Origin of the sequence: Pseudomonas sp. CFBP 13602 (genome assembly GCF_014842725.1) — a bacterium.
Taxonomy (GTDB): domain Bacteria; phylum Pseudomonadota; class Gammaproteobacteria; order Pseudomonadales; family Pseudomonadaceae; genus Aquipseudomonas; species Aquipseudomonas baltica.
Genome location: NZ_JACYVT010000007.1, coordinates 212,164 through 234,918 on the forward strand (window position 1 = coordinate 212,164; position 22,755 = coordinate 234,918).

19 protein-coding genes are annotated in these 22,755 nt (G+C 64.8%); 12 read left to right on the forward strand and 7 right to left on the reverse strand.

Going from position 1 to position 22,755, the window contains the following annotated elements:
- Window positions 1-430 precede the first annotated feature (430 nt).
- Window positions 431-859, forward strand: coding sequence for a DUF2231 domain-containing protein (locus IFU31_RS16145; protein ID WP_192057446.1), 429 nt, complete (start codon window positions 431-433; stop codon window positions 857-859).
- Complete coding sequence (locus IFU31_RS16150; RefSeq protein ID WP_122478964.1) at window positions 856-2,148, forward strand: PQQ-dependent sugar dehydrogenase; 1,293 nt, start codon at window positions 856-858, stop codon at window positions 2,146-2,148. The genes IFU31_RS16145 and IFU31_RS16150 overlap by 4 nt, the downstream gene beginning before the upstream one ends.
- 85 nt (window positions 2,149-2,233) lie before the next feature.
- On the opposite strand, the gene IFU31_RS16155 is transcribed toward IFU31_RS16150, so the two are convergent.
- On the reverse strand, window positions 2,234-3,430 hold the full coding sequence (locus tag IFU31_RS16155) for an aminotransferase class V-fold PLP-dependent enzyme (protein WP_192103712.1): 1,197 nt from the start codon (window positions 3,428-3,430) through the stop codon (window positions 2,234-2,236).
- Between the two features lie 164 nt (window positions 3,431-3,594).
- On the opposite strand from IFU31_RS16155, the gene IFU31_RS16160 reads away from it, so the two are divergent.
- Window positions 3,595-4,773, forward strand: a complete 1,179-nt coding sequence (locus IFU31_RS16160; protein WP_192103714.1) for an MFS transporter — start codon at window positions 3,595-3,597, stop codon at window positions 4,771-4,773.
- 12 nt (window positions 4,774-4,785) lie between these two features.
- On the opposite strand, the gene IFU31_RS16165 is transcribed toward IFU31_RS16160, so the two are convergent.
- Window positions 4,786-6,474, reverse strand: coding sequence for a Na/Pi cotransporter family protein (locus tag IFU31_RS16165; protein WP_122478967.1), 1,689 nt, complete (start codon window positions 6,472-6,474; stop codon window positions 4,786-4,788).
- Between the two features lie 344 nt (window positions 6,475-6,818).
- On the opposite strand from IFU31_RS16165, the gene IFU31_RS16170 reads away from it, so the two are divergent.
- From IFU31_RS16170 to IFU31_RS16180, 3 genes are all read left to right on the forward strand, one after another.
- Window positions 6,819-8,999, forward strand: coding sequence for a TonB-dependent siderophore receptor (locus IFU31_RS16170; protein WP_192054063.1), 2,181 nt, complete (start codon window positions 6,819-6,821; stop codon window positions 8,997-8,999).
- Window positions 9,000-9,067: 68 nt separating this feature from the next.
- A complete protein-coding gene (locus IFU31_RS16175) occupies window positions 9,068-9,229 on the forward strand; it encodes a DUF2986 domain-containing protein (protein WP_185793771.1) in 162 nt (53 codons plus the stop codon).
- A gap of 149 nt (window positions 9,230-9,378) precedes the next feature.
- Window positions 9,379-10,149 (forward strand): SDR family NAD(P)-dependent oxidoreductase, encoded by a 771-nt coding sequence (locus tag IFU31_RS16180; protein WP_192103716.1) that lies wholly within the window; start codon window positions 9,379-9,381, stop codon window positions 10,147-10,149.
- Between the two features lie 42 nt (window positions 10,150-10,191).
- Here IFU31_RS16180 and IFU31_RS16185 read toward each other — a convergent pair whose 3' ends face one another.
- Window positions 10,192-10,890 carry a tRNA (adenine(22)-N(1))-methyltransferase TrmK gene (locus IFU31_RS16185; RefSeq protein WP_192103719.1) on the reverse strand — a complete coding sequence of 233 codons (699 nt, stop codon included), beginning with the start codon at window positions 10,888-10,890 and terminating at the stop codon, window positions 10,192-10,194.
- An 84-nt stretch (window positions 10,891-10,974) separates the two neighbouring features.
- On the reverse strand, window positions 10,975-11,967 hold the full coding sequence (locus IFU31_RS16190; RefSeq protein ID WP_342214292.1) for an alpha/beta hydrolase: 993 nt from the start codon (window positions 11,965-11,967) through the stop codon (window positions 10,975-10,977).
- A gap of 140 nt (window positions 11,968-12,107) precedes the next feature.
- Here IFU31_RS16190 and IFU31_RS16195 point away from each other — a divergent pair, with 140 nt between their 5' ends.
- On the forward strand, window positions 12,108-12,875 hold the full coding sequence (locus IFU31_RS16195) for a substrate-binding periplasmic protein (protein ID WP_192103721.1): 768 nt from the start codon (window positions 12,108-12,110) through the stop codon (window positions 12,873-12,875).
- A gap of 374 nt (window positions 12,876-13,249) precedes the next feature.
- Here the strand turns inward: IFU31_RS16195 and IFU31_RS16200 are convergent, their stop codons facing one another.
- A complete protein-coding gene (locus IFU31_RS16200; RefSeq protein ID WP_192103723.1) occupies window positions 13,250-15,439 on the reverse strand; it encodes an OsmC domain/YcaO domain-containing protein in 2,190 nt (729 codons plus the stop codon).
- Between the two features lie 202 nt (window positions 15,440-15,641).
- Here IFU31_RS16200 and proP point away from each other — a divergent pair, with 202 nt between their 5' ends.
- On the forward strand, window positions 15,642-17,144 hold the full coding sequence (gene proP / locus IFU31_RS16205; RefSeq protein ID WP_122478977.1) for a glycine betaine/L-proline transporter ProP: 1,503 nt from the start codon (window positions 15,642-15,644) through the stop codon (window positions 17,142-17,144).
- 40 nt (window positions 17,145-17,184) lie between these two features.
- Here the strand turns inward: proP and mnmH are convergent, their stop codons facing one another.
- Both mnmH and selD read right to left on the reverse strand, forming a co-directional pair.
- Window positions 17,185-18,282, reverse strand: coding sequence for a tRNA 2-selenouridine(34) synthase MnmH (gene mnmH, locus IFU31_RS16210; RefSeq protein ID WP_192103725.1), 1,098 nt, complete (start codon window positions 18,280-18,282; stop codon window positions 17,185-17,187).
- Window positions 18,282-19,316: a selenide, water dikinase SelD gene (gene selD, locus IFU31_RS16215; protein WP_122478980.1), complete on the reverse strand. Its 1,035-nt coding sequence runs from the start codon at window positions 19,314-19,316 to the stop codon at window positions 18,282-18,284. Before selD ends, mnmH begins: the two co-directional genes overlap by 1 nt.
- Before the next feature lie 145 nt (window positions 19,317-19,461).
- Here selD and IFU31_RS16220 point away from each other — a divergent pair, with 145 nt between their 5' ends.
- The 4 genes from IFU31_RS16220 to phnE are packed head-to-tail and all read left to right on the forward strand — an operon-like array spanning window position 19,462 to window position 22,692.
- Window positions 19,462-20,313 carry a putative selenate ABC transporter substrate-binding protein gene (locus IFU31_RS16220; RefSeq protein WP_122478983.1) on the forward strand — a complete coding sequence of 284 codons (852 nt, stop codon included), beginning with the start codon at window positions 19,462-19,464 and terminating at the stop codon, window positions 20,311-20,313.
- Window positions 20,310-21,107, forward strand: coding sequence for a phosphonate ABC transporter ATP-binding protein (locus tag IFU31_RS16225; protein WP_192103726.1), 798 nt, complete (start codon window positions 20,310-20,312; stop codon window positions 21,105-21,107). Before IFU31_RS16220 ends, IFU31_RS16225 begins: the two co-directional genes overlap by 4 nt.
- Entirely contained in the window at window positions 21,101-21,928 is an 828-nt protein-coding gene (locus tag IFU31_RS16230; protein ID WP_122478987.1) for a PhnE/PtxC family ABC transporter permease, read from the forward strand. Before IFU31_RS16225 ends, IFU31_RS16230 begins: the two co-directional genes overlap by 7 nt.
- Window positions 21,925-22,692 carry a phosphonate ABC transporter, permease protein PhnE gene (gene phnE, locus IFU31_RS16235; RefSeq protein WP_192103729.1) on the forward strand — a complete coding sequence of 256 codons (768 nt, stop codon included), beginning with the start codon at window positions 21,925-21,927 and terminating at the stop codon, window positions 22,690-22,692. Before IFU31_RS16230 ends, phnE begins: the two co-directional genes overlap by 4 nt.
- Window positions 22,693-22,755: the final 63 nt, after the last annotated feature.

Here is a 22,755-nt window from a genome sequence, read left to right on the forward strand (position 1 = left end):
ACCAGTTCAGTGGCACGCAGGGGGCCCGCCACCAGCGCCGTGTAGTCATCCAGGCTGGCCGCAAGAAACTTGAAGCTGCCCAGGGCGATCAGCAGCAGGATCAGCAACCCACTGGCCAGCAGCGCCAGGACCTGTGCGCGCAGAGACGTTTTGAACATGACAGACCTCGAGAAGGGGAACCCTGCGAAAGCATGGGCTGGCGTTGTATCGGCCACTCGAGGCGATTGCTTGAATGAAGATCGCGGCGGCCGACGGCCGGTGGCGTCTGGCTCGGGCCATTGCGCTGGGCTGCGCATGCGCCGCGTAAAATATTTCGACACGAAGCCTGGTGAACTAACAGTTGGCGTCGGCGATCCCTTGCTATGCGCACCCTGCGCCCCTGACGAGCCGGTACACCCGTGCCGATGTTGTCCAACGATGAGGAACAATCGTGACCACTTCTACCCAACTCGCCTATCGACACAGGCCAGGCCCGCTGCATGCGATCTTTCTGGCCGGCACCGTGCCGCTGTTTCTCGGCGCCCTGCTCAGTGATATCGCCTACTACCAGAGCTACCAGATCCAATGGAGCAACTTCGCCGCCTGGCTCATCGCCGGTGGCCTGGTGTTCTGCGGGCTGGCGCTGGTCTTTGCGCTGATCAACCTGATCCGTGCCGAGCACAAGGGCGGCCGTGCGGTGCTGTATTTTCTGCTGTTGCTGGTCACGTGGGTGCTGGGCCTGGTGAACGCCTTCGAGCACGCCAAGGATGCCTGGGCGGTGATGCCCACCGGGTTGGTCATGTCGGTGGTGGTGACCGTACTGTCGCTGGTGGCGGCATGGATCGGCTTGAGCAATCTGCGTTCGGGAGGTGTTCGATGAAATATTCAGGCGCATTGACGGCCTTGAGCATGGCGCTGCTGCTCGCCGGCTGCGGCAGCGAAGCCGACAGCACCCAGGCACGCGGGCCCGACCCGAAGTTGCCGGAAGCGCAGCGCGGCCTGCTGCCGAGCATGAAGATCGCCGAGCCGGTGGCGTGGGGTGACAGCAAGCCGACCGTGCCGCAAGGCTATACCATCAGCGCGATCGCCACCGGCCTGGCCATCCCGCGGCAGACCCTGGTCTTGCCCAACGGCGACATCCTGGTGGCCGAGGGTCGCGGTGGCAGCGCCGCCAAGCTCAAGCCCAAGGATGTGATCGCCAGCTATATCAAGGCCCAGGGCAATACCCAGGTCAAAGGCGGCAACCGCCTGACCCTGCTGCGCGACGCCGATGGCGACGGCACCTATGAGCTGAAAACGGTGTTCGCGGAAAACCTCAACGCGCCCTACGGCCTGGCCTATGCCAACGGCAAACTGTACGTGGCCAACCAGGATGCCCTGGTGCGCTTCGACTACACCGACGGGCAGACCAAAGCCAGCGCGGCACCGACCAAACTGGCCGACCTGCCGTCGGCGATCAACCACCACTGGACCAAGTCGCTGGCCATCAGTGACGACGCGCGCTACCTGTACGTCGGCATCGGCTCCAACAGCAACGTGACCGAACGCGGCATGGAGGTCGAGATCGACCGCGCCATGGTCTGGCAGATCGATGCGCAGACCGGTGCGCACAAGCCCTACGCGACCGGTATACGCAACCCGACGGCGCTGACCATTCAGCCGGGGACCGGCCAGTTGTGGGCGGTGGTCAACGAGCGTGACGAACTGGGCCCGGACCTGGTGCCCGACTACCTGAGTTCGGTACGTGAAGGCCAGTTCTATGGCTGGCCGTACAGCTACTGGGGCCAGAACGTCGATTCCCGCGCTCAGCCGCAAAACCCGGCGAAAGTCGCCGCTGCGGTCAAGCCCGACTACAGCCTGGGCTCCCACGTGGCTGCACTGGGTGTGGACTTCTCGATCCCGGCCATGGGCGAGAAATTTGCTCAGGGTGCATTCGTCGGTGAGCACGGCAGCTGGAACCGCGACAATCCCGTGGGCTACAAGGTGATCTTCGTGCCGTTCGCCGGTGACAAACCCGCCGGCGAGCCGATCGACTTCGCTACCGGCTTCCGCGGCGACGACGGCAAGACCCGCGGCCGCCCTGTCGGTGTAACGGTCGATCCGCGCGGTGCGCTGATCATCGCCGACGACCTGGCCAACACCATCTGGCGGGTCACCCCCAACCGTTGAGGCCGGCCTGGGGGCGCCCTGCCCTTGGATGATCTGGATCTGCGCGGCACCCGCCGCGCAGATCTTCTATTGCAACCGCGTTCACTTACTCGCTCATCAGCGCCAAGGCGCTCGCCAAGGCATGCATGTCGGCCGGCGTGGTGTTGATGCCTGGCGTCACCCGTATGCAGGGCCCGCACGCCGAGCCAGCGCGGGCCACCGTGAAGATATTGAACTGCGCCAGCAACTGGTCGATCTTGCCTTGTTGGTCCTCGACGTCGCGAAAGCGGAACGAGGCGATGCCGCACGCCAGGCGCGGATCGTCCGGCGTGAGCACTTCAATGCCGGGCAGCGCACGTGCCGCCGGCAACCAGAGGTCGCGCAGGTAGCGCAGGCGTGCACCTTTCACCTGCCAGCCGCCGAGCGCCTCATGTTCGGCAAACACGGTCGGCAGGCTCATCAGCGCGGGCACATTGGGCGTGCCATAGGGTGTGAGGCAGCGTATGTCGTCGGCCGGGTAGCTGGGGTTGCCCATGTCCGGCGCGAAATCAACCAGGCGCTCGCGGCGTACGTGAATGACCCCGAGGCTGAGCGGCGCGCCGATCCATTTCTGCAAATTGAAGCCGGCCATTTCCACGCCCATGTCGGCCAGATCGACCTCCATCTGGCCCAGTGAGTGTGCGCCGTCGAGAATCACGTCGATCCCATGCGCCCGGGCTTCGGTGGCGATGGTTTTGACCGGCATGACCAGGCCGGTGCGATGAGTGACGTGGGTCAACGCCATGAGCTTGAGCCGTGGGTGGGTGGCGAACGCCTCGCGGTAGCTGTGCAGCAGGCCGTCGTGGGTTGCAGGGTGGGCATGGACCAGGGTGACCAGCTCGACCCCGCGCGCCTGCTGCAGCCAGTCGAAAGCGCCCTGTACCGAGCCGTAGTCCAGGTCGCTGATCAGCACCTGGTCGCCCGGCTGCAGACGCTGGTAATTGCGGATCAGGGAATAGAGGGCTTCCGACGCGCTGCGGGCGAAAGCCAGCTCGTCGGCGGGTACCCCCATCAGCTCGGCGAGTTGCTGGCGGATGGCTTCGGCCTGGTGCTTGTCGAAATGCTCACGGACCTGCACCGAGTTGCCGCGGTTTACCTGCCTGATCGCATCTTCATAGGCCTGTACCACGCCCTCGCTCATGCGCCCGAAATAGCCGCCATCGAGGTTGATTGGCCCATCGTCGCGCGGGTAGCGCGCTGCAACGTCCTTCCAAAAGGTTTCATCCATGGCCAGTTCGGCAGGGCTTTGCGTTACGCAGGGCATGACAGCGCTCTCGGTTGGAAAAGTCTGTGAGCATCGCCGCGCCGCTCGCGCGATGCAAGCGTCGGCGCCGACCGTCGCCGGGCATGAGTACAGCGCCAATGGTTATTTGACCATTCGTTCAAGAATCCCTAGGGTAGCCAGCTTCATTTTTGTCCGAGATGCCCATGACCACCCGTTCCAAGCTTCCGCCAACCGTCTACCTGTTGGGTTTGACGATTTTCTCGCTGGTGACTGCCGAGTTCATGGTGGCGGGCATGATGCCTGCCCTGGCCTCGGCGTTTTCCGTGAGCCTGGCCCAGGTCGGCAACCTGATCGCCCTGTATGCGCTGGGCATGGCCTTGGGCGGACCGCCGGTCACGGTTCTGCTGCTGTCGCGCGGGATCAGCAATCAGCGCGCCCTGGTCGGGCTGCTGGCGGTGTATGTGCTGGCTGGCGCCTTGGCCGCGGCGGCGCCCACCTATACGGTGCTGGCACTGGCCCGGATCGTCATGGGGGTTTCCAGCGCGGCCTGCATCGGCCTGTGCATGACCCTGTGCGCGGGGTTGGTCAGCCTGCAGGACCGCGGCCGGGCCATTTCGGTGGTGCTGGCCGGGCTAATGCTGTCGCCGGTGGCCGGCGTGCCGGCGACCGCCTGGGTCGAACATCACTATGGCTGGCGTGCCAGTGCCTGGTTGGTAGTGGCGCTGGCCTCGCTGTGCACGGTGCTGGTTGCCACCCGCCTGCCTCGCGCCGAGGCTGGAGACGAGCCGTCGCTGGGCAGCCAGTGGATCAGCCTGAAGAATCGCAGCCTGTGGGGTGCCTATGTCACCAGCGGACTGATCATCGGCGCCACCTTCGCCGCCTTCAGCTATTGCACGCCGATCCTCATCGAGGAAGTCGGTGTGGCGCCCGCCCAGGTGGCGCCGTTGCTGGCGCTGTACGGCGTGGCCAACGTGCTCGGCAACATGGTGGTAGGGCGCATCGCCGATCGGCACACCTACGCGGCGCTGGGTTGGGGCCTGGCGCTGCTGGTAATGGCCCTGGGCGGATTCGCCCTGGCCGGCCAGGTGTTCTGGCTGAACCTGGGCTGCTTCCTCACCGTCGGCCTGACCGGGGTGGCATTGAATCCGGCCATGGTCGCGCGGGTGATGAAAGCCGCCGAGCCCGGCGCACTGGTCAATACCCTGCACACCTCGGTCATCACTGCCGGGCTGGCACTGGGCAGCTGGGCCGGCGGCGCGGTGATCGATGCCGGGCTGGGCCTGCGAGCGCCCCTTTGGGTGGGCGCAGGCATGGCGCTGCTGGGCCTGCTCAGCCTGCTGCGACCCTGGTATCACGCTTCGCCAGCGGCCGCTGCGCGCTAGCCCCCAGGTCGGTTACAGCGGCTTGGCCAACACCCCTGCCGGGGCATGGTCGGCCGCCGTGGCTGGTTCGCCCTGGTCCAGTTCACGCGACACCGACAGGCGTTCCTCAGCGATGCGCTGGACCAGATTGAGCGCGCGCTCGGCGCTGCCCAGCAATGCCAGAATCGCGCCGCGTTCATCCCAGCCAAGCTTCTGTTCGCCCTGCAGGCAACGTTCGCGCAAGGCCAGCAAGTCCTTGGCGTGGGCATTCGGCAGGTAGACCCCTTGCGGCCCCTTGCGCACTGCCGGCTCGACGATATCGAGGATGGCGTCGATGATCTTGCGCGCGTTGGCGCTGAACACCTGACGCTCGATGCGGCGGGTGATCTGCGACAGGGTTCGGGTCAGGCTCGCGCTGAAATCCTCTTCCTCGATGAGGCTGGCCAGCAGGTTGGTCTGGCGCGCAGTCAGATCGTTCTTGAACATCTGCGCGGTGTAGCCGCGGATCTCCTGGCTGAGGGTGTCCAGCGCGTGCTCATGTTCCGTGGCGTTCTTCAGCGCCTGGGACTGGCCACGCGCCGCATCCAGCAGCAAACCCATGCCTTGGCCATGGCGGGTCAGTTCCTGGCTGACCGCCGCGACACCGGTGTTCACGCTGGCCAGCGCGGCGCGGTCGAGATAGCGCGGCACGGCATAGTCCTCCTCGTCGCTGCGGCTGGCGCCGATGCGCGACAGGACGCGGTCGAACACGCCGATGAAGGGAAACATCAGCGCCGTGTTGAAGATATTGAAGCCGATTGAATAGAGCCCCACTGCCACGGGCACCAGCGGGAAGCTTTCCTTGCCGTCGACCATTTCCGAGCGGGTGACGTCCATGCCGAACAGGCCCATGGCGCCTTGCAGGATGTCCATGGACAGGAAGAACAGCGGAAACATCACTGCCACGCCGATGAAGTTGAAGGCGATGTGCGCGTAAGCGGCGCGCTTGGCGTTCTTCGACAGGTTCAGCGAAGCCAGCCATGAGGTGACGGTGGTGCCCAGGTCGGCGCCCAGGGAGAACGCGACGGCGGTCTGCCAGTCCAGGATGCCCGCGGCGCCCAGGCCCATGACGATGCCGATGGTGGCCGAGGACGAATGGATCATCGCGGTGATGCCCGCGGCAGTCAGCACGCAGATGGCCAGCCCGGTATAGCTGTCGGCCTGCAGACTGGAAATGACCGACATCACCTCGGGCAGGCCGCGCAGGGGTTTGAGGCCGCCGGTGAGCAGGTTCAGGCCATAGAAGATCAGCGAGAAGCCAATGATGGCCAGCGCCAGGTGACGGGTTTTCTCGCTTTTGCTGAACACGTAGACCAGGGCGAACACCCCGGCGAAGATCAGTCCCAGCGGACCCAGCGGCATGGCGATCAGGCCGTTGCCCAGGGTGGTGCCGATGTTGGCCCCCATGATCACGCTGATGGCGGGTCGCAGGCCGACCACGCCGGCGTTGACCAGGCCAACCACCATGACCGTCATGGCCGTGCTCGACTGCAGCACGCCGGTGATCACCGTGCCGGCGGCCAGGCCTTTCACCGGTGTGCCGGCCAGCTTCGCGAGCCAGGCGCGCATGCGGTTGGCCGCCAGGTTGTTGATGCCATCGGACATGAACTCCAGGCCGAGCATGAAGATGCCCAGACCACCGATGACGGGGACCAGCAGGTCTTTGAAGATATCGATTTCCATGGCGGCTCTTTGCGGTAGGGAAGAAGGCCGGCGCCCGGGGTGTGATGATCGAAGCTAGACATGAAATGTGACATATGGGTGACGCGTCGGCCCTGTAGGCCCTGGCCGCGACCACCGGTACCTTCGGGACCCCGTAGGAGCGGTCATCGGCCGCGAATGGAGCGCCACGGATCGGCTGATGCATCGTGGCGCCGGGTTCGCGGCCGATGACCGCTCCTACAAACCAGCGAGCAATTCGCAGAAAGGAAGGTGGTTTTTTTGATAAGCCTGCGCCATGTGTAGGAATTTTCTGAGACAATAGTGCTAACGATTCGCATTAACCTTGTCTGGCCAGGAAGCTTTACATGTCACGCCCTACCCCGCTGCAACGCCCCCACGCTCCGCGCAATCTGTTGGCAGTGGCCATCTGCATGGCCACGATGGCCCCGGCACTGGCCGCCGATGGCACCCAGACCCAAGGACAGACGGCCCCGGGCGTCATCGAATTGGGTGCCAGCCAGATCACCTCGGATTCGTTCCAGCTGGGCAGCTTCACCGAAGGCTCGCAGTCCTACACCACCGGCGCCATGGCAACCGCCACCAAGCTGCCGCTGAGCCTGCGCGAAACGCCGCAATCGGTGACCGTGATCACCCGTCAGCGCATGGATGACCAGGCCATGACCAGCATCAACGATGCGGTGCGCGCCACCCCGGGCCTGTTCCTCAACTATGCCAACGGCCCCGGCCGCCAGGCCTATTCGGCGCGCGGCTTCGACATCGACAACCTGATGTACGACGGCATACCCAGCGGCTATTCGGGCGTCACCATCGGTGCCCAGCCCAACCTGGCCATGTTCGATCGGGTCGAGGTCGTGCGCGGCGCGACAGGGCTGGTGACCGGTGCCGGCAACCCCTCGGCGGCGATCAACCTGGTGCGCAAACGGCCATTGGCCGAGCAGAAGGTGACCTTGACCGGCGCTGCCGGCAGCCACGACGACTACCGTGGCGAGATCGACGCGTCCAGCCCGCTCAACGAGGCCGGCACGCTGCGGGGCCGAGTGGTGGGTTCGTACCGAGACGCAAACAGTTTCATCGACGGCGTCGAAGAGGACCACGGCCTGTTCTACGCCGTCACCGAGGCGGACCTGGGCGAAGACACCCTGCTGACCCTCGGTTTCTCCCATCAGAAAGACAAGACCAACTACTTCTGGGGCTCCTCGATGATCGGCCAGGACGGCCATCATCTGGACCTGCCGCGTTCCTACAATCCGGGTACCGACTGGGAAAACAAGGACCAGGAAATCAATACCGTGTTCGCCGAAGTGCGCCAGCGCCTGGCCAACGACTGGAACCTGCAGGTCAACGCCAACTACGCCGAGCAGAACGGCTTGTTCTCCGGCTCTTATCAGTCGCGCTGGGTCAACAACACGCTGGCACGTACCGTCTACCAGTCCGCCCACGACGAAAACCAGGCCGGCCTCGATGCCTTTGCCAGCGGCCCGTTCCAGGCGTTCGGGCGGACCCACGAACTGGTGGTGGGGGCCAGCAAGCGCATCTACGACATGACCACCCACAACTACGACCCGTACGACACCAACTGGCCGATCGACGCCGGCAAGCCGAACTTCACCCACACCGACAACGGCCGCGAAGTCACTACCCAGGATGGCGTGTACCTGACCACGCGGCTGAGCCTTGCCGACCCGCTGAAGCTGATCCTGGGGGGTCGGGTGGACTGGTACGACTATGACAATCGCGACGGCGAAGGCGACTACAAGGTGACTCGCAACGTCACCCGCTACGCTGGCCTGATCTATACGCTGGACGACCACCATTCGGTGTACGCCAGCTACAGCGATATCTTCACGCCGCAGAGCGCGCAGGACACCAGCGGCACGCCGGTCAAGCCGATCGTGGGCAAGAACTACGAAATCGGCATCAAGGGCGAGTACTTCGACGGCGCCTTGAACGCCAGCCTGGCGTTGTTCCGGGTCGACCAGGAAAACCGCGCGGTGCAGATCTTCGTCGACAACTGCCCGCAACTCAGCTGCTACGAAGCCTCGGGCGAGGTGCGCAGCCAGGGTATCGACTTCGAGCTGCAAGGGGCGCTGACCGATAACTGGCAGGTGGGCGGTGGCTACACCTACGCGCGGGTCCACACGCTCAAGGACAACGCGAACCCACAGAATGAAAACCAGCGTTTCGACACCGACATTCCCGAGCACCTGTTCAAGGTCACCACCAGCTACCGCTTCCAGGGCCCGTTGGAAAAACTGCGCGTGGGCGGCACCTTGTCCTGGCAGAGCCGCCTGTACAACGACATCGACCTGGCCGACGGCAGCCGCTACCGCCTGGAACAGGGTGGCTATGCCATCACCGACCTGATGGCCGGCTATCAGGTCAACCGCAACCTGGACCTGCAGTTGAATGCCAACAACGTGTTCGACCGCAAGTACTACAATGCCATCGCCAACTCGACCAGCTATGGCGGCGACAGCTACGGCAATCCGCGCAACCTGATGCTGACGGCCAAGTACAGCTTCTGATCGGGCGCAACAAGCGGGTCGATGAGCCGTACTGGTATCATCGCCCCACTTTCCGCTTGGGCCACGCCATGAATCGCCGCAAGAAAATCAAACAGCTGTTGCAGGCACACGCCAAGAAGGCCAGCGCCAAGCTGGCGCCACAGAGCAAGGACCGCTACATCAGCAAGGCCGATCGGGCGAAGCTGGCGCTCGAGGCGGATGCCCCGAGCCCGGCCGCCGAGCAGGACTGACGCGAGTTCGGGTAGCGCGTCATGGGCAATGCGGCGGCAGTGTGCGGTCGCCTGTCAGGGCGCAGGGTCGCTATCCATGAACGCCCCCGAGAACGTTCGACCGCAGTGCCGGGTCCTATCGGTACGATCCTTGTTCCGGGCGGTGCAGCATGGCGTTGATACCCGATCTATCCAGTGGCGCCTGCGCGCTGATCTGTGGTGCCAGTCAGGGCATCGGCTTGGCGTTGTGCGAGCAGTTGTTGCAGCGTGAGGATGTCGCCCAGGTGTTTGCGGTCTCCCGCGAGGCCACCACGAGCGCCGAGCTGGCGGTGTTGGCTGAGCGCCATGGATCGCGGTTGATTACCTACGATTGCGATGCGCGCGATGAGCAGGCGCTGCAGCGGCTGGCCAGTGCAGTAGCGGGCGATTGCAGTCATTTGCACCTGGTGATCAGCACGCTGGGCATTCTGCATCAGGACGGCGCGCGGCCGGAAAAAGGTCTGGCGCAACTGGAGCTGAGCAGTCTGCAGGCCAGTTTTGCCACCAATGCCTTTGCGCCGGTGCTGCTGCTCAAGCATCTGCTGCCGTTGTTGCGCAGACAGCCGGCCACCTTCGCGGCGCTGTCGGCCCGGGTCGGTTCGATCGGCGACAACCGTCTGGGTGGCTGGTACAGCTATCGCGCCAGCAAGGCGGCGCTCAACCAGTTGCTGCGCACCGCCAGCATCGAGCTCAAGCGTTTGAACCCCGCCGCCACGGTCCTGGCCTTGCACCCGGGCACCACCGACACCCGCTTGTCCCAGCCCTTTCAAGCCAACGTGCCGGCCGGCAAATTGTTCGACCCCGATTTCGCCGCGCGCTGCCTGCTCGAATTGATCGGCCAGCACGGACCGACGCAGACCGGCAGCTTCTGGGCCTGGGATGGGCAACCCATACAGTGGTGAGTCCGACGCACCGCGTGGGCTGTGACACGGCTTGCGCCGCTACTACGAGGGATTCAGGGATTCGATCCAGTCGATGTGTTCGGCCAGCTCCAACCGTTTGCTTTCGAGCCCGCTCTGCCGGGCGTGGGCCAGGCGTTCGAGGGTGCGGCGCTTGAGGTGCAGCAGGCGCTGCCACTTGGCCAGGAACGCCGGCGTGCGCTGCTGCAGTTGCAAGGGCCCGAAAAACAGTTCCTGTGGACTGTACGTGACCGACTCGCCAGGCTCGGCGACGATGATCTCGTAGTCGAAGCGGTTTTCCCGCAGCACCTCTTCATGGCGGATGCCATAGCCATTGTCCATCAACCACTGCCGCAGGTGGCGTTCACCGCCATTGGGCTGCAGGATCAACCGCTCGCGAATGCTCAAACGCGCCTTGCCCGCCTGCAGAATGTCGCGAATGGTTTCGCCGCCCATCCCGCACAAGGTCACCGCCGAGATCCGGTCGCTCGCCTCGATTGCCGCCAGGCCGTCGGCCTGACGCACGCTGATGCAATGCGCCAGCCCGTTCTCGTCAACGCTGCGCCGGGCCGCCAGAAACGGCGTCAGGGCGACCTCCCCGACCACGGCCCGAGGGACGATGCCACGCAGGACCAAGGCCACCGGCAGGTAGGCATGATCCGAACCAATGTCAGCCAGACGCGCGCCGGCGGGGACCTGAGCGGCGACCTGCTCCAGGCGGTGAGACAAGCTCTGCGGGTTCACGAGGCAACGATTCTCCAGGTTCAACGCGTGCCGTTCAGGCCCGCATGGGCGGGCATTCTGGCGAGCACGCCGGGGTATTTCAACTCATCCGGCAGGATCCTGCGCAGCGCGTGCCGCCAGCAGGCGGACGACCCATTCACGGCTGTATGCCAGCGCCCGCGCGGCCATGGGCGTGGGGAAGTGGATGAAGCCATGGGGCGAGGCCGGCAACAGGCGCAGCTCCACGCTGGCCACCCTGCCCCAGCGTTCGGCCATCAGCAGGGTATCGTCGCGCAATGGGTCCAGTTCACCGACGAACATCAGCGCCGGCGGCAGTCCATCAAGGTCGCCATGCAGCGGCGACAGCGACGGTTGCCGCCGTTGCTCGTCGTCCAGGCCGGGGGTTAGCCGACGGAAGGCCTCGAGCATGCCTGGCCCGTCCAGCACCAGGGTTTCGGGGCCCGCATCGCGCACGCTGGGCGTGCCGGTCAGGTCGAATACTCCGTAATACAGCAGCGCCCCGCACACGCGCTGCAGCAACGCCGGCCATCGCTTGAGCTGCAGCAGCGTGGCCGCTGCCAGGTGGCCACCGGCGGACTCACCGACCATGATCACCGGCAGGCCCTCGAGCTCGGGAAAGCCGCCACCGAGCACGCAGCGCGTGGCCGCCAGGCAGTCGTCGAGCAAACCCTGCAGCGGGGTCGACACGGCCAGCCGGTAGTCCACCGAGACCACCGCCACGTCACAGGCCTGAACCAGGGCGATGTTCACGTCATCGTTCATCTGCGCGTTGCCGATCACCCAGCCGCCACCATGGAAATCCAGCACCAAGCCCTTGGCAGGCCCCTGCGGGCGGATGATGCGCACCCTCACCGGAACGGCATCGGCGCTGACCAGCACGCGGTTCTCGATGGCCAGGCCATGGTTGACAGGCTTCAGCGCCTTGCCCAGCTGGCCGGCACGCAGCAGTGTCTGGATCAGCATTGGCGTGACGCGGTTGCGGATGCGGAACCGCGGCAGGCGCTCGAGGGTCTTGTTGAAGCGCTGCGCCTGCGCGATCTGCGCTGCATCGAACGACCAGCTTTGCTTGGTCTCCACCTGGAGTGTCCTCAGTGCGTAGGTATGTATCGGATATGGATGGGCTGAGGTCGACGCGGTTCCCATGCGAGCAGGTAGCGCCATTAGCGACTATGCTGGCCGTCCAGGAGCCTGCCATTGAAAGTCATCGGATCGTTGCCATGGGTCATCTGAACCGCACTTGCGGATTGCTGTTCAAGTCTGTCTGCGGTCTGCTGCTGTGCAGCGCCCTCCTCCCGGCTGCCTGGGCCGCGCACCCGCGCACCTTCGATCTGTACATGCCCGAGGCGCCGCCGCTGAGCATGACGGGCGATGCGGGCCAGCAAGGTATTGTCGCTGACGCCGCTCGGCAGGCCATGACGTTGGCGGGTTATCACATGAATATCAATGTGCTGCCCTGGCTTCGCGCGCAACGGACTGTGCAGCACGGGCAGGACATGCTTATCGTGCCGCTGTCGCGAACTCCCGACAGGGAAACCAGCTACACCTGGATCGCCCCGATCATGAGCATGGACCGGGCGTTTTTCACCCTCGACAAGCGCGTCGACAGCTTTGCCCAGGCCCGTCGGACCTATCGACGGATCGCCGTGGGCATGGGCAGTGCGCAGGAGCGCAGGCTGTACGACGAAGGGTTCGATGCGTCGCAGATCTACCCGTTGCGCATCGGTGAGAATCCGGCGCAGATGCTGCTGCTGGGGCGGGTCGATGCCTGGTTCAACGGGGTGCCGGAATCGCAGTACATCTGGCGCCAGGTTTCCAAGCAGCCGCTGCTGATGAGCCCGGTGCTGATGACCACGGACCTGTACCTGGCGTGTTCGAAGACATGCTCGCCGCGCGTGGTGAGCAGTTTGCGCAAAGCGGTGGAGACGCTGCACCGCAACGGTTCCATCCAGCGGCTGCTGGATCATTATCTGCCAGCCGCGCCTTGAAGGCGGTGCTGCCCTTCTTCCGTAGGAGCGGTCCGTGGCCGCGAAGGGCGCAGCGCGGTGGATCAGACAGTCCGCAGCGCGTTCTTCGCGGCCGATGACCGCTCCTACGGGCGGCTGAGTTTTCCGTAGGAGCGGCCCGTGGCCGCGAAAAGGGCACCGCGTTGGATCAGACAGTCCGCAGCGCGTTCTTCGCGGCCGATGACCGCTCCTACGGGCGGCTGAGTTTTCCGTAGGAGCGGCCCGTGGCCGCGAAAAGGGCAGCGCGGGGGATCAGACAGTCCGCAGCGCGTTCTTCGCGGCCGATGACCGCTCCTACGGGCGGCTGAGTTTTCCGTAGGAGCGGCCCGTGGCCGCGAAAAGGGCACCGCGGTGGATCAGGCCCTGGCGCGGGCGCTGTGCAGTTTCTTGTAGCTGTCGATCAGGCGCAGATGACGGTCCAGCCCTTCGAGCTTCATGCTGGTCGGGGTCAGGCCATGGAAACGTACGCTGCCATCCACGGATCCCAGCGCCGCCTCCATCCGCGCGTCACCGAACATGCGGCGGAAGTTGAACTCGTAGTCGGCCATGTCCAGATCACTGTCAAGCTGCACCTCGAGCACCACGTTCAGCGCCTGGAAGAACAGGCCGCGCTCCAGCGTATTGGCGTTGTACTGCAGGAACATCTCGACCAGCTCCTTGGCGTCGTCGAAGCGCTCCAGCACCAGCTGGATCAGCACCTTCAACTCCAGAATGGTCAACTGCCCCCACACGGTGTTCTCGTCGAACTCGATGCCGATCAAGGTGCGGATATCGGTGTAGTCGTCCAGCTCCGACTCCTCCAGGCGCTGCAACAGATTGCCCAGCGCGTCGTCGTCGAGCCGGTGCAGATTGAGGATGTCTTCGCGGAAAAACAGCGCCTTGTTGGTGTTGTCCCAGATCAGATCCTCGATCGGATAGATCTCCGAATACCCCGGCACCAGAATCCGGCACGCCTTGGCGCCCAGGTGCTCATAGACCGCCATGTACACCTGCTTGCCCAGGCCATCGAGAATGGCGAACAGGGTGGCGGCTTCCTCGGCATTGGCATTGTCGCCCTGCGCGGTGAAATCCCAATCGGCAAAGGCGAAGTCGGCCTTGGCGCTGAAGAAGCGCCACGACACCACACCGCTGGAATCGATGAAATGTTCGACGAAGTTGTTCGGCTCCATCAGCGCATGGCTTTCGAAGGTCGGCTGGGGCAAGTCGTTGAGCCCCTCGAAACTGCGGCCCTGAAGCAACTCGGTGAGGCTGCGCTCGAGCGCTACTTCCAGGCTTGGATGGGCGCCGAACGAGGCGAACACGCCGCCGGTGCGCGGGTTCATCAAGGTCACGCACATCACCGGGAAGCGACCGCCCAGGGAGGCATCCTTGACCAGCACCGGAAAGCCCTGCTCCTCCAGCCCCTGAATGCCGGCCTGGATAGCGGGATAGCGCGCCAGCACCTCGGCCGGGACGTCGGGCAGCGCCAGTTCGCCCTCGAGAATCTCGCGCTTGACTGCGCGCTCGAAGATCTCCGACAGGCACTGCACCTGGGCCTCGGCCAAGGTGTTGCCGGCGCTCATGCCATTGCTCAGGTAGAGGTTCTCGATCAGGTTGGACGGGAAATACACCGTCTCGCCGTCGGACTGGCGCACGAAAGGCAGCGAACAGATGCCCCGCTCCATGTTGCCCGAGTTGGTGTCGTAGAGGTGAGAACCGCGCAGTTCGCCGTCGGCGTTGTAGATGGCCAGGCAGTGGGCATCGAGTATCTCGGCAGGCAGCGCATCCTTGCGGCCCGGCTGGAACCAGCGCTCGTCAGGGTAGTGCACGAAAGCCGCATTGGCGATGTCTTCGCCCCAGAACTGATCGTTGTAGAAGAAGTTGCAGTTGAGCCGCTCGATGAATTCACCAAGGGCCGACGCCAGCGCGCTTTCCTTGGTCGAACCCTTGCCGTTGGTGAAGCACATCGGCGAGTAGGCATCGCGGATGTGCAACGACCAGACGTTGGGCACGATGTTGCGCCACGAGGCGATCTCGATCTTCATCCCCAGCCCGGCGAGGATGCCAGACATGTTGGCGATGGTCTGCTCCAGCGGCAGGTCCTTGCCCAGCACATAGGTGCTCGCCCCTTCCGCCTGCGCGGGCATCAGCAAGGCCTGGGCATCGGCGTCGAGGTTGTCGACCTCCTCGATGATGAAATCCGGGCCGGTCTGCACGACCTTCTTCACGGTGCAGCGGTCGATCGAGCGCAGGATGCCCTGGCGATCCTTGGCCGAGATGTCCGCAGGCAGTTCGACCTGGATCTTGAAGATCTGGTTGTAGCGGTTTTCCGGGTCGACGATGTTGTTCTGCGACAGGCGGATGTTGTCGGTGGGAATGTTGCGGGTGTTGCAGTAGAGCTTGACGAAGTAGGCCGCGCACAACGCCGAGGATGCCAGGAAGTAATCGAACGGGCCCGGCGCCGAGCCGTCGCCCTTGTAGCGGATCGGTTGGTCGGCCACCACCGTGAAATCGTCGAACTTGGCTTCAAGTCGAAGGTTGTCGAGAAAATTGACCTTGATTTCCATGGGGCAGCACCTGATGACAGCTAAAACGAATGGCCGGCATTATCCGGTTTTTTGGCGTCTCCGTCTTGGGCGATCTGTCGCTCACGCGGGTACGCTGGCGCCCGGACAACCGCTGCGATACTAAATCGCCGTAATCAGTGAATTATTTAGTGTCATTTTGTATCTCATGGGGACAAGCCGCTTTGACACAAGAGAAACACCCATGAAATCTCGCAGAAAAACCGTCAACCCGATCGGGTTGAACGACATCACCATCGTCGACGACGTCAAGATGCGCAAAGCGATCACCGCCGCCGCGCTTGGCAACGCCATGGAATGGTTCGACTTCGGCGTCTACGGCTTCGTGGCCTACGCCTTGGGCAAAGTGTTCTTCCCGGACGTCGATCCCAGTGTGCAGATGATCGCGGCCTTGGCCACCTTCTCGGTACCCTTCCTGATTCGCCCGCTGGGCGGCCTGTTCTTCGGCGCCCTGGGCGACAAGTACGGACGGCAGAAAGTCCTGGCTGCCACCATCGTGATCATGTCGTTGAGTACGTTCGCGATCGGCTTGATTCCGTCCTATGCCTCCATCGGCATCTGGGCGCCCATCCTGCTGCTGCTGGCGAAGATGGCCCAGGGCTTCTCGGTGGGCGGTGAATACACCGGCGCCTCGATCTTCGTGGCCGAGTACGCTCCGGACCGCAAACGCGGCTTCCTCGGCAGCTGGCTGGACTTCGGCTCGATTGCCGGTTTCGTGCTCGGTGCAGGCGTGGTGGTGGGCATCTCCGCAGTGATCGGCGAAGAGAAGTTCCTTGACTGGGGTTGGCGCGTGCCGTTCTTCCTGGCCCTGCCGCTGGGCATGATCGGCCTCTACCTGCGCCACGCGCTGGAAGAAACCCCGGCCTTCCAGCAGCACGTCGAAAAGCTCGAACAAGGCGACCGCGAAGGCCTGGCCGGCGGCCCCAAGGTATCGTTCAAGGAAGTGGCAACCAAGCACTGGCGCAGCCTGCTGACCTGCATCGGCATCGTCGCGGTGACCAACGTCACCTACTACATGCTGCTGACCTACATGCCCAGCTACCTGTCGCACAACCTGCACTACAGCGAAAGCCATGGCGTGTTGATCATCATTGCGATCATGGTCGGCATGCTGTTCGCCCAACCGCTGATTGGCTTCGCCAGCGACAAGTTCGGCCGCAAGCCTTTCATTCTGTTCGGCAGCATCGGCCTGTTCTTCCTGGCCATCCCGGCCTTCATGCTGATCAACAGCGGCCAGATCGGTTGGATCTTCGCCGGGCTGCTGATGCTGGCCGTGGTGCTGAACTTCTTCATCGGCGTCATGGCGTCCACGTTGCCCGCGATGTTCCCCACGCACATCCGCTACAGCGCCCTGGCCAGTGCATTCAACGTTTCGGTACTGATCGCCGGCCTGACACCGACGGCCGTGGCCTGGCTGGTGGAAAGCACCGATGACCTGTACATGCCTGCCTATTACCTGATGGTGTTCGCCGTGGTCGGCTTCATCACCGCCATCACCATGAAGGAGACGGCCAACAAGCCGTTGCGCGGCGCTGCGCCAGCGGCCTCGGACATCGCCGAAGCCCGAGAACTGCTGGTCGAGCACCACGACAACATCGAGCAGAAGATCGAGGACATCGACAGCGAGATCGCCGCGCTGCAAGCCAAGCGCGAGCTTCTGGTGCAACAGCACCCGCGGATCAACTGAGCCAAGCCTGGCCGGGGGCTGAAGACTGCACTCGCCGTCTTCAGCCCCCGGCCAGACGATCGCGCAGGTAGTCGACCACGGCTGCCTGATCGCCAGCGAACTCGATGCGCGCCGCCTTGCTCTCGCGTTGATAGGCGTACATCGGGTCGTAGTACTCGTGCAGCAGGCCCTCGATCCAGCCACGGTGCAGGTCGACCAGGCCATAGCGCCGCTGCTCTTCCAGCGCGGCCTGCATCAGCCCCTGCAGGCGTTGATGGCGCTCGCCGCCCAGACGCTTGTGGATGCGGTCCAGACTCTGCAGCAGACGCTCGGCAAACAGCGCTTCACCGCGCTCGCCGTACAACCCGACGAAGTCTGCGCACAGGTCTACCACGTAGTCGCGCAGGATACGCTTGACGCGATTCTGGAAGCTGTCTTCCAGCCAAACCAATGGATACGCCTGCATGCCCTGATGCAGGCTCAACGGCACGTTGCAACTGCCCACCAGGCGGCTTTCGTCCTCGAGCACGAACTGCTCGATGCCAGCGGCCCGCTTCTTCAACACGTCGATCGCCAGGCTGTTCTCGAAATCGATCTGCGCAGGCTGCCCGGTCGCACGCTTGCCGAAGCTGGAGCCGCGGTGGTTGGCATGGCCTTCCAGGTCCAAAGCGTTGCTCAATTGCGCCAGTACGTCGGTCTTGCCGGTGCCGGTCATGCCGCCCAGCACGACGAACTGGCACTGTTCGACGGCTTGTTCCAGGGTGTCGAGCAGAAAGCTGCGCATGGCCTTGTAGCCGCCCAGTACCCGCGGGTACTCGACGCCTGCCTCGCGCAGCCAGCGCTGCACCGTCTGCGAGCGCAGGCCGCCGCGGAAGCAATACAGATAGCCCTCGGGATTGGCCTTGGCGAATGCCACCCAGGCTTCGACCCGGCGTGCCTTGATCTCGCCGGACACCAGGCGGTGCCCCAACTCGATGGCGGCTTCCTGGCCGTGCTGCTTGTAGCAGGTACCGACTTTCTGCCGTTCCAGGTCGTCCATCAAGGGCAGGTTGTGCACCCCGGGAAATGCACCCTTGTCGAATTCGACCGGCGCGCGCGCGTCCATCATCGCTACCTCGCCGAGGAACAACGCGCGGTAGTCGCTGCTGTCTTCGCGCATCAGAACACCTCGACAGCGTGGGGCTGGCGCTCGATCAAGGTGCCGATGGGCGCCAGGTGCAGACCCAGTTCGGCGGCCAGCGCGACGAACTCGGCTTCGCCGGCAGCGCTGACAGCTACCAGCAGGCCGCCGCTGGTCTGCGGATCGCAGAGCAGGTCACGCTGCTCGTCGCTCAACGCGGCGATGCGTTCGCCGTAGCTGTCGAAGTTGCGCTGGGTGCCGCCCGGCACGCAGCCCTCGCGCAGGTAGTGGTCGATGCCGGGCAGGCGCGGCACGGCGGCGTATTCCAGGCGTGCGGTCAGTTGGGCACCGTCGGCCATTTCGACCAGGTGCCCGAGCAGGCCGAAACCGGTGACGTCGGTCATCGCGGTGACCTCGCGCAGCTTGCCGAAGCGGCTGCCGGGCTTGTTCAGCGTGCACATCCAGTCGCGGGCCACGCCTACGTCTTCTTCACGCAGCCGGGATTTCTTCTCCGCCGTGGTGAGAATGCCGATGCCCAGCGGCTTGGTCAGATACAGGCGGTCGCCGACCTGGGCGGTGTCGTTGCGTTTCATGTGGCGCTTGTCGACCAGGCCGGTCACCGCCAGGCCGAAGATGGGTTCTGGAGCGTCGATCGAATGGCCACCGGCCAGGGGAATGCCGGCAGCATCGCACACCGCCCGACCGCCGCGGATCACCTCGCGGGCAACCTCCGGGGGCAGCAGGTTGACCGGCCAGCCGAGAATGGCGATGGCCATCAACGGATCGCCGCCCATGGCATAGATGTCGCTGATGGCGTTGGTGGCGGCAATGCGCCCGAAATCGAAGGGGTCATCGACGATGGGCATGAAGAAATCGGTGGTCGACACCACACCGCGCTCGTCGTCGATGGCATACACCGCGGCATCGTCGCGCGAAGCATTGCCGACCCACAGCTTCGGGTCCAGGTTCTGTGCGCCGCTGCCGGCCAGAATCACCTCCAATACCTTGGGCGAAATCTTGCAGCCGCAACCGGCTCCATGGCTGTACTGGGTCAAACGGATAGGCGAATTCATGGCAGCATTCTCGACGTCCTGGAATCAGGCTGCGAATTCTATCAAAGCTGGCCTTTCCTGCAGTGACTCTTATAATCGCGCCACCTCGTATCCACGCGTGCCGGGCCTTGCCCGCGCTGCTTGCGTCATCTTTCGGAGACCCACCATGTTCAAGCGCTCCCTGTCACTGGTCGCCGGCCTCGCTCTTTGCGCCAGCGCCGTCACCAGCTTCGCTGCCGATGTCTTGCGTGTTTCGGCCATCCCGGACGAGGCGCCTACCGAACTGCTGCGCAAGTTCAAGCCGCTGGGCGCCTACCTTGAAAAGCAGATCGGGATGAAGGTCGAGTTCGTGCCGGTGGCCGACTACCCTGCCGTGGTCGAGGCGCTGGCGACCGATCGCCTGGACATGGCCTGGCTGGGCGGTTTCACTTTCGTCCAGGTCAACCTGAAGACCGGCAACGCGATTCCCCTGGTACAGCGCGAGCAGGATGCGCAGTTCACCAGCAAGTTCATCACCAGCGACCCGAACGTCAAGTCGCTGGCCGACCTCAAGGGCAAGACCTTCGCCTTCGGTTCGATCTCGTCGACCTCCGGCAGCCTGATGCCGCGCTACTTCATGCTGCAGGACAACATCAAGCCGGAAACCTACTTCAGCCGGGTCGCCTACTCCGGCGCCCATGACGCCACCGCGGCGTGGGTACAGGCGGGCAAGGTCGACGCCGGCGTGCTCAATGCCAGCGTGTGGGACAAGCTGGTCAACAGCGGCAAGGTTGATACCAGCAAGGTCAAGGTGTTCGCCACCACGCCGACCTACTTCGACTACAACTGGACCGTGCGCGGTACCCTGGACCCGGCCCTGGCAGAAAAGATCAAACAGGCCTTCCTCGCCCTCGACCCGGCCAAGCCCGACGACAAGGCCATTCTCGACCTGCAGGCGGCCAGCCGCTTCATCGCCACCAAGCCTGAGAACTACAAGGGTATCGAGGACGCCGCTCGCGCTGCCGACCTGTTGAAATGACCCTGCGGCTGTCGGCCATCGACCTGCGCCACCGTAACGGTGTGCAGGCCCTGCGCGATGTGAACCTGAGCATCGAGCCCGGCGAGCGCGTGGCAATCATCGGCCCTTCGGGCGCCGGCAAGTCCAGCCTGCTCAACGTGCTGGCAACCGCTCTGCCGCCCAGCGCCGGTGAGCTGCAGGTGCTGGGCATGCAGCCCTGGCGCCTCGGCAGTCGCGCGCGCCAGCGTCTGCGCGCACGTATCGCGCTGATCCATCAGGCCCCGCCGCTGCCGCCGCGGCAACGGGTGGTGACTGCCGTGCTGGCCGGCAAGCTGGGGCAATGGGGGCTGGGCAAGAGCCTGCTCAACCTGCTGCACCCGGTGGACATCGACGGTGCCCGTGCGCTGCTGGCGCGGTTGGACCTGGACGACAAGCTGTTCGCCCAGTGCCAGCAATTGTCCGGCGGCCAGTTGCAGCGTGTCGGCATCGCCCGCGCCCTGTACCAGGCGCCGGAGCTGTTGCTGGCGGACGAGCCCGTCTCGGCGATGGACCCACGGCTGGCCAGGCACACGCTGGACATGCTTTGCCAGCATGCCAGCGAACAGCGCGTCACGCTGGTGGCCAGCCTGCACACGGTGGAGCTGGCGCTGGCCTGCTTCCCACGGATCGTCGGCGTGCGCGACGGCCAGATCGCTTTCGACCTGGAGGCCACGCAGGTCACCGCGCAGCGCCTGGAGGCGTTGTACGCGAACGAACACCTGAGCCGCGTGCAAACGCCGGCCGACACCCCTGCTCACTGGCTGCCGCGATGCTGAGCAGGGACCGACGCGACCCTGCCGCGCTGCCGCGCCTTCTGCTTGCCGCCCTGGCGGTGCTGTTGTTGTGGCCCGGCATACGCCTGGCCGAGCTCGATCCATGGGTCCTGTTCGACCCGGCCAGCACCCAGTCCATGGGGGCCTTTCTCGCCGACTTCTGGCCGCCCGCGCATGACCCCGCGTTTCTGACGCTGCTGCTGGACGCCACCTTGCAGACCCTGGCCATCGCCACGGCCGGCATGGCCCTGGCGCTGACCTTGGCCATTCCCGCCGGCCTGCTGGCCAGCCGCGCGCTGTCGTTGTCGGCTGCCAACCTCGGCGGCCAACCCGGCTGGGCCGGCACCTGCGTACGCTGGCCGGTGCGTGGCGTGCTGATTTTTCTGCGCAGCGTGCCGGAAATCGTCTGGGCCCTGCTGTTCGTCCGCGCCGTCGGCCTGGGCCCGACGGCCGGCGTGCTGGCCATCGCCATCACCTACGCCGGCATGCTCGGCAAGGTGTATGCCGAGATCTGTGAGTCGGTCGACCAGCGCCCGGCCCAGGCGCTGCTGCGCGCCGGCGCCGGCCGGCTGGCTGCGTTCGCCTATGGCATTCTCCCGGCCGCTGCCGCCGAGCTGACCTCCTACACCGTGTACCGCTGGGAATGCGCCGTGCGCGCCTCGGTGGTGATGGGCTTCGTCGGCGCTGGCGGCCTGGGCCAGCAGATCGACCTGTCGATGCGCATGTTCGCCTCGGCCGAGGTGGCCAGCATGCTGCTGACGTTCATCGCCCTGGTGTTGCTCGCGGACCTGCTCAGCCGCCTGCTCAGAGGACGCTTCGCATGAGGCGCCTGGGCAACCTGCTGCTGGTGCTGGCGATGGTGCTGGCGGTGGTCGGCTCCTTCGTCTATCTGGGGCTGGACCTGTTCACCCTGGGCAATGGCGACAGCCTGCGGCACATGACCAGCTACGCGGCACGCTTCATGTCGCCTGACCTCAGTGCCACCCACCTGCGGGCGGTGGGCCATGGCGCGCTGGAAACCCTGGCGATGTCGGCGTTGGGCACGCTGCTGGCGGCGCTCGCCGGTCTGCTGCTGGCCATCCCCGCAGCCGGGCGCCTGGGCTGGCTGGCGCAAGGCGTGACAAAACTGGTGCTCAATGCCCTGCGGGCCATTCCCGAACTGGTCTGGGCGGTGTTGATGGTGCTCGCCGCAGGCCTGGGGCCGAATGCCGGCACCCTGGCCCTGGCGCTGCACACCGCCGGGGTCCTCGGCCGTCTGTTTGCCGAGGCCCTGGAAAACACCCCTGCCGCACCCGCCGCCGCCATCCGCCTGCAGGGCGGCAATGCCTGGCTGGCCTTCTGTTACGGCACCTTGCCCAATCTGTGGCCGCAACTGCTGGCCTACACCCTGTACCGCTGGGAAAACAACATCCGCATGGCCAGCATCCTCGGTTTCGTCGGTGCCGGCGGGCTGGGGCAGATGCTCTACGTGAGCCTGAGCCTGTTCCAGGAAGCACGGGCCAGCACGCTCATTCTGGCCATGCTGGCCCTGGTGCTGGCGGTGGATGCCTTGAGCGGCTGGATGCGCCAGCGCTGGATTCGCCTGTAGCCAAGCCGTGCCGACCGCAAGCGGCATTCGACCTTGGTGTATTTCGACATTAGTCGCGTTGAC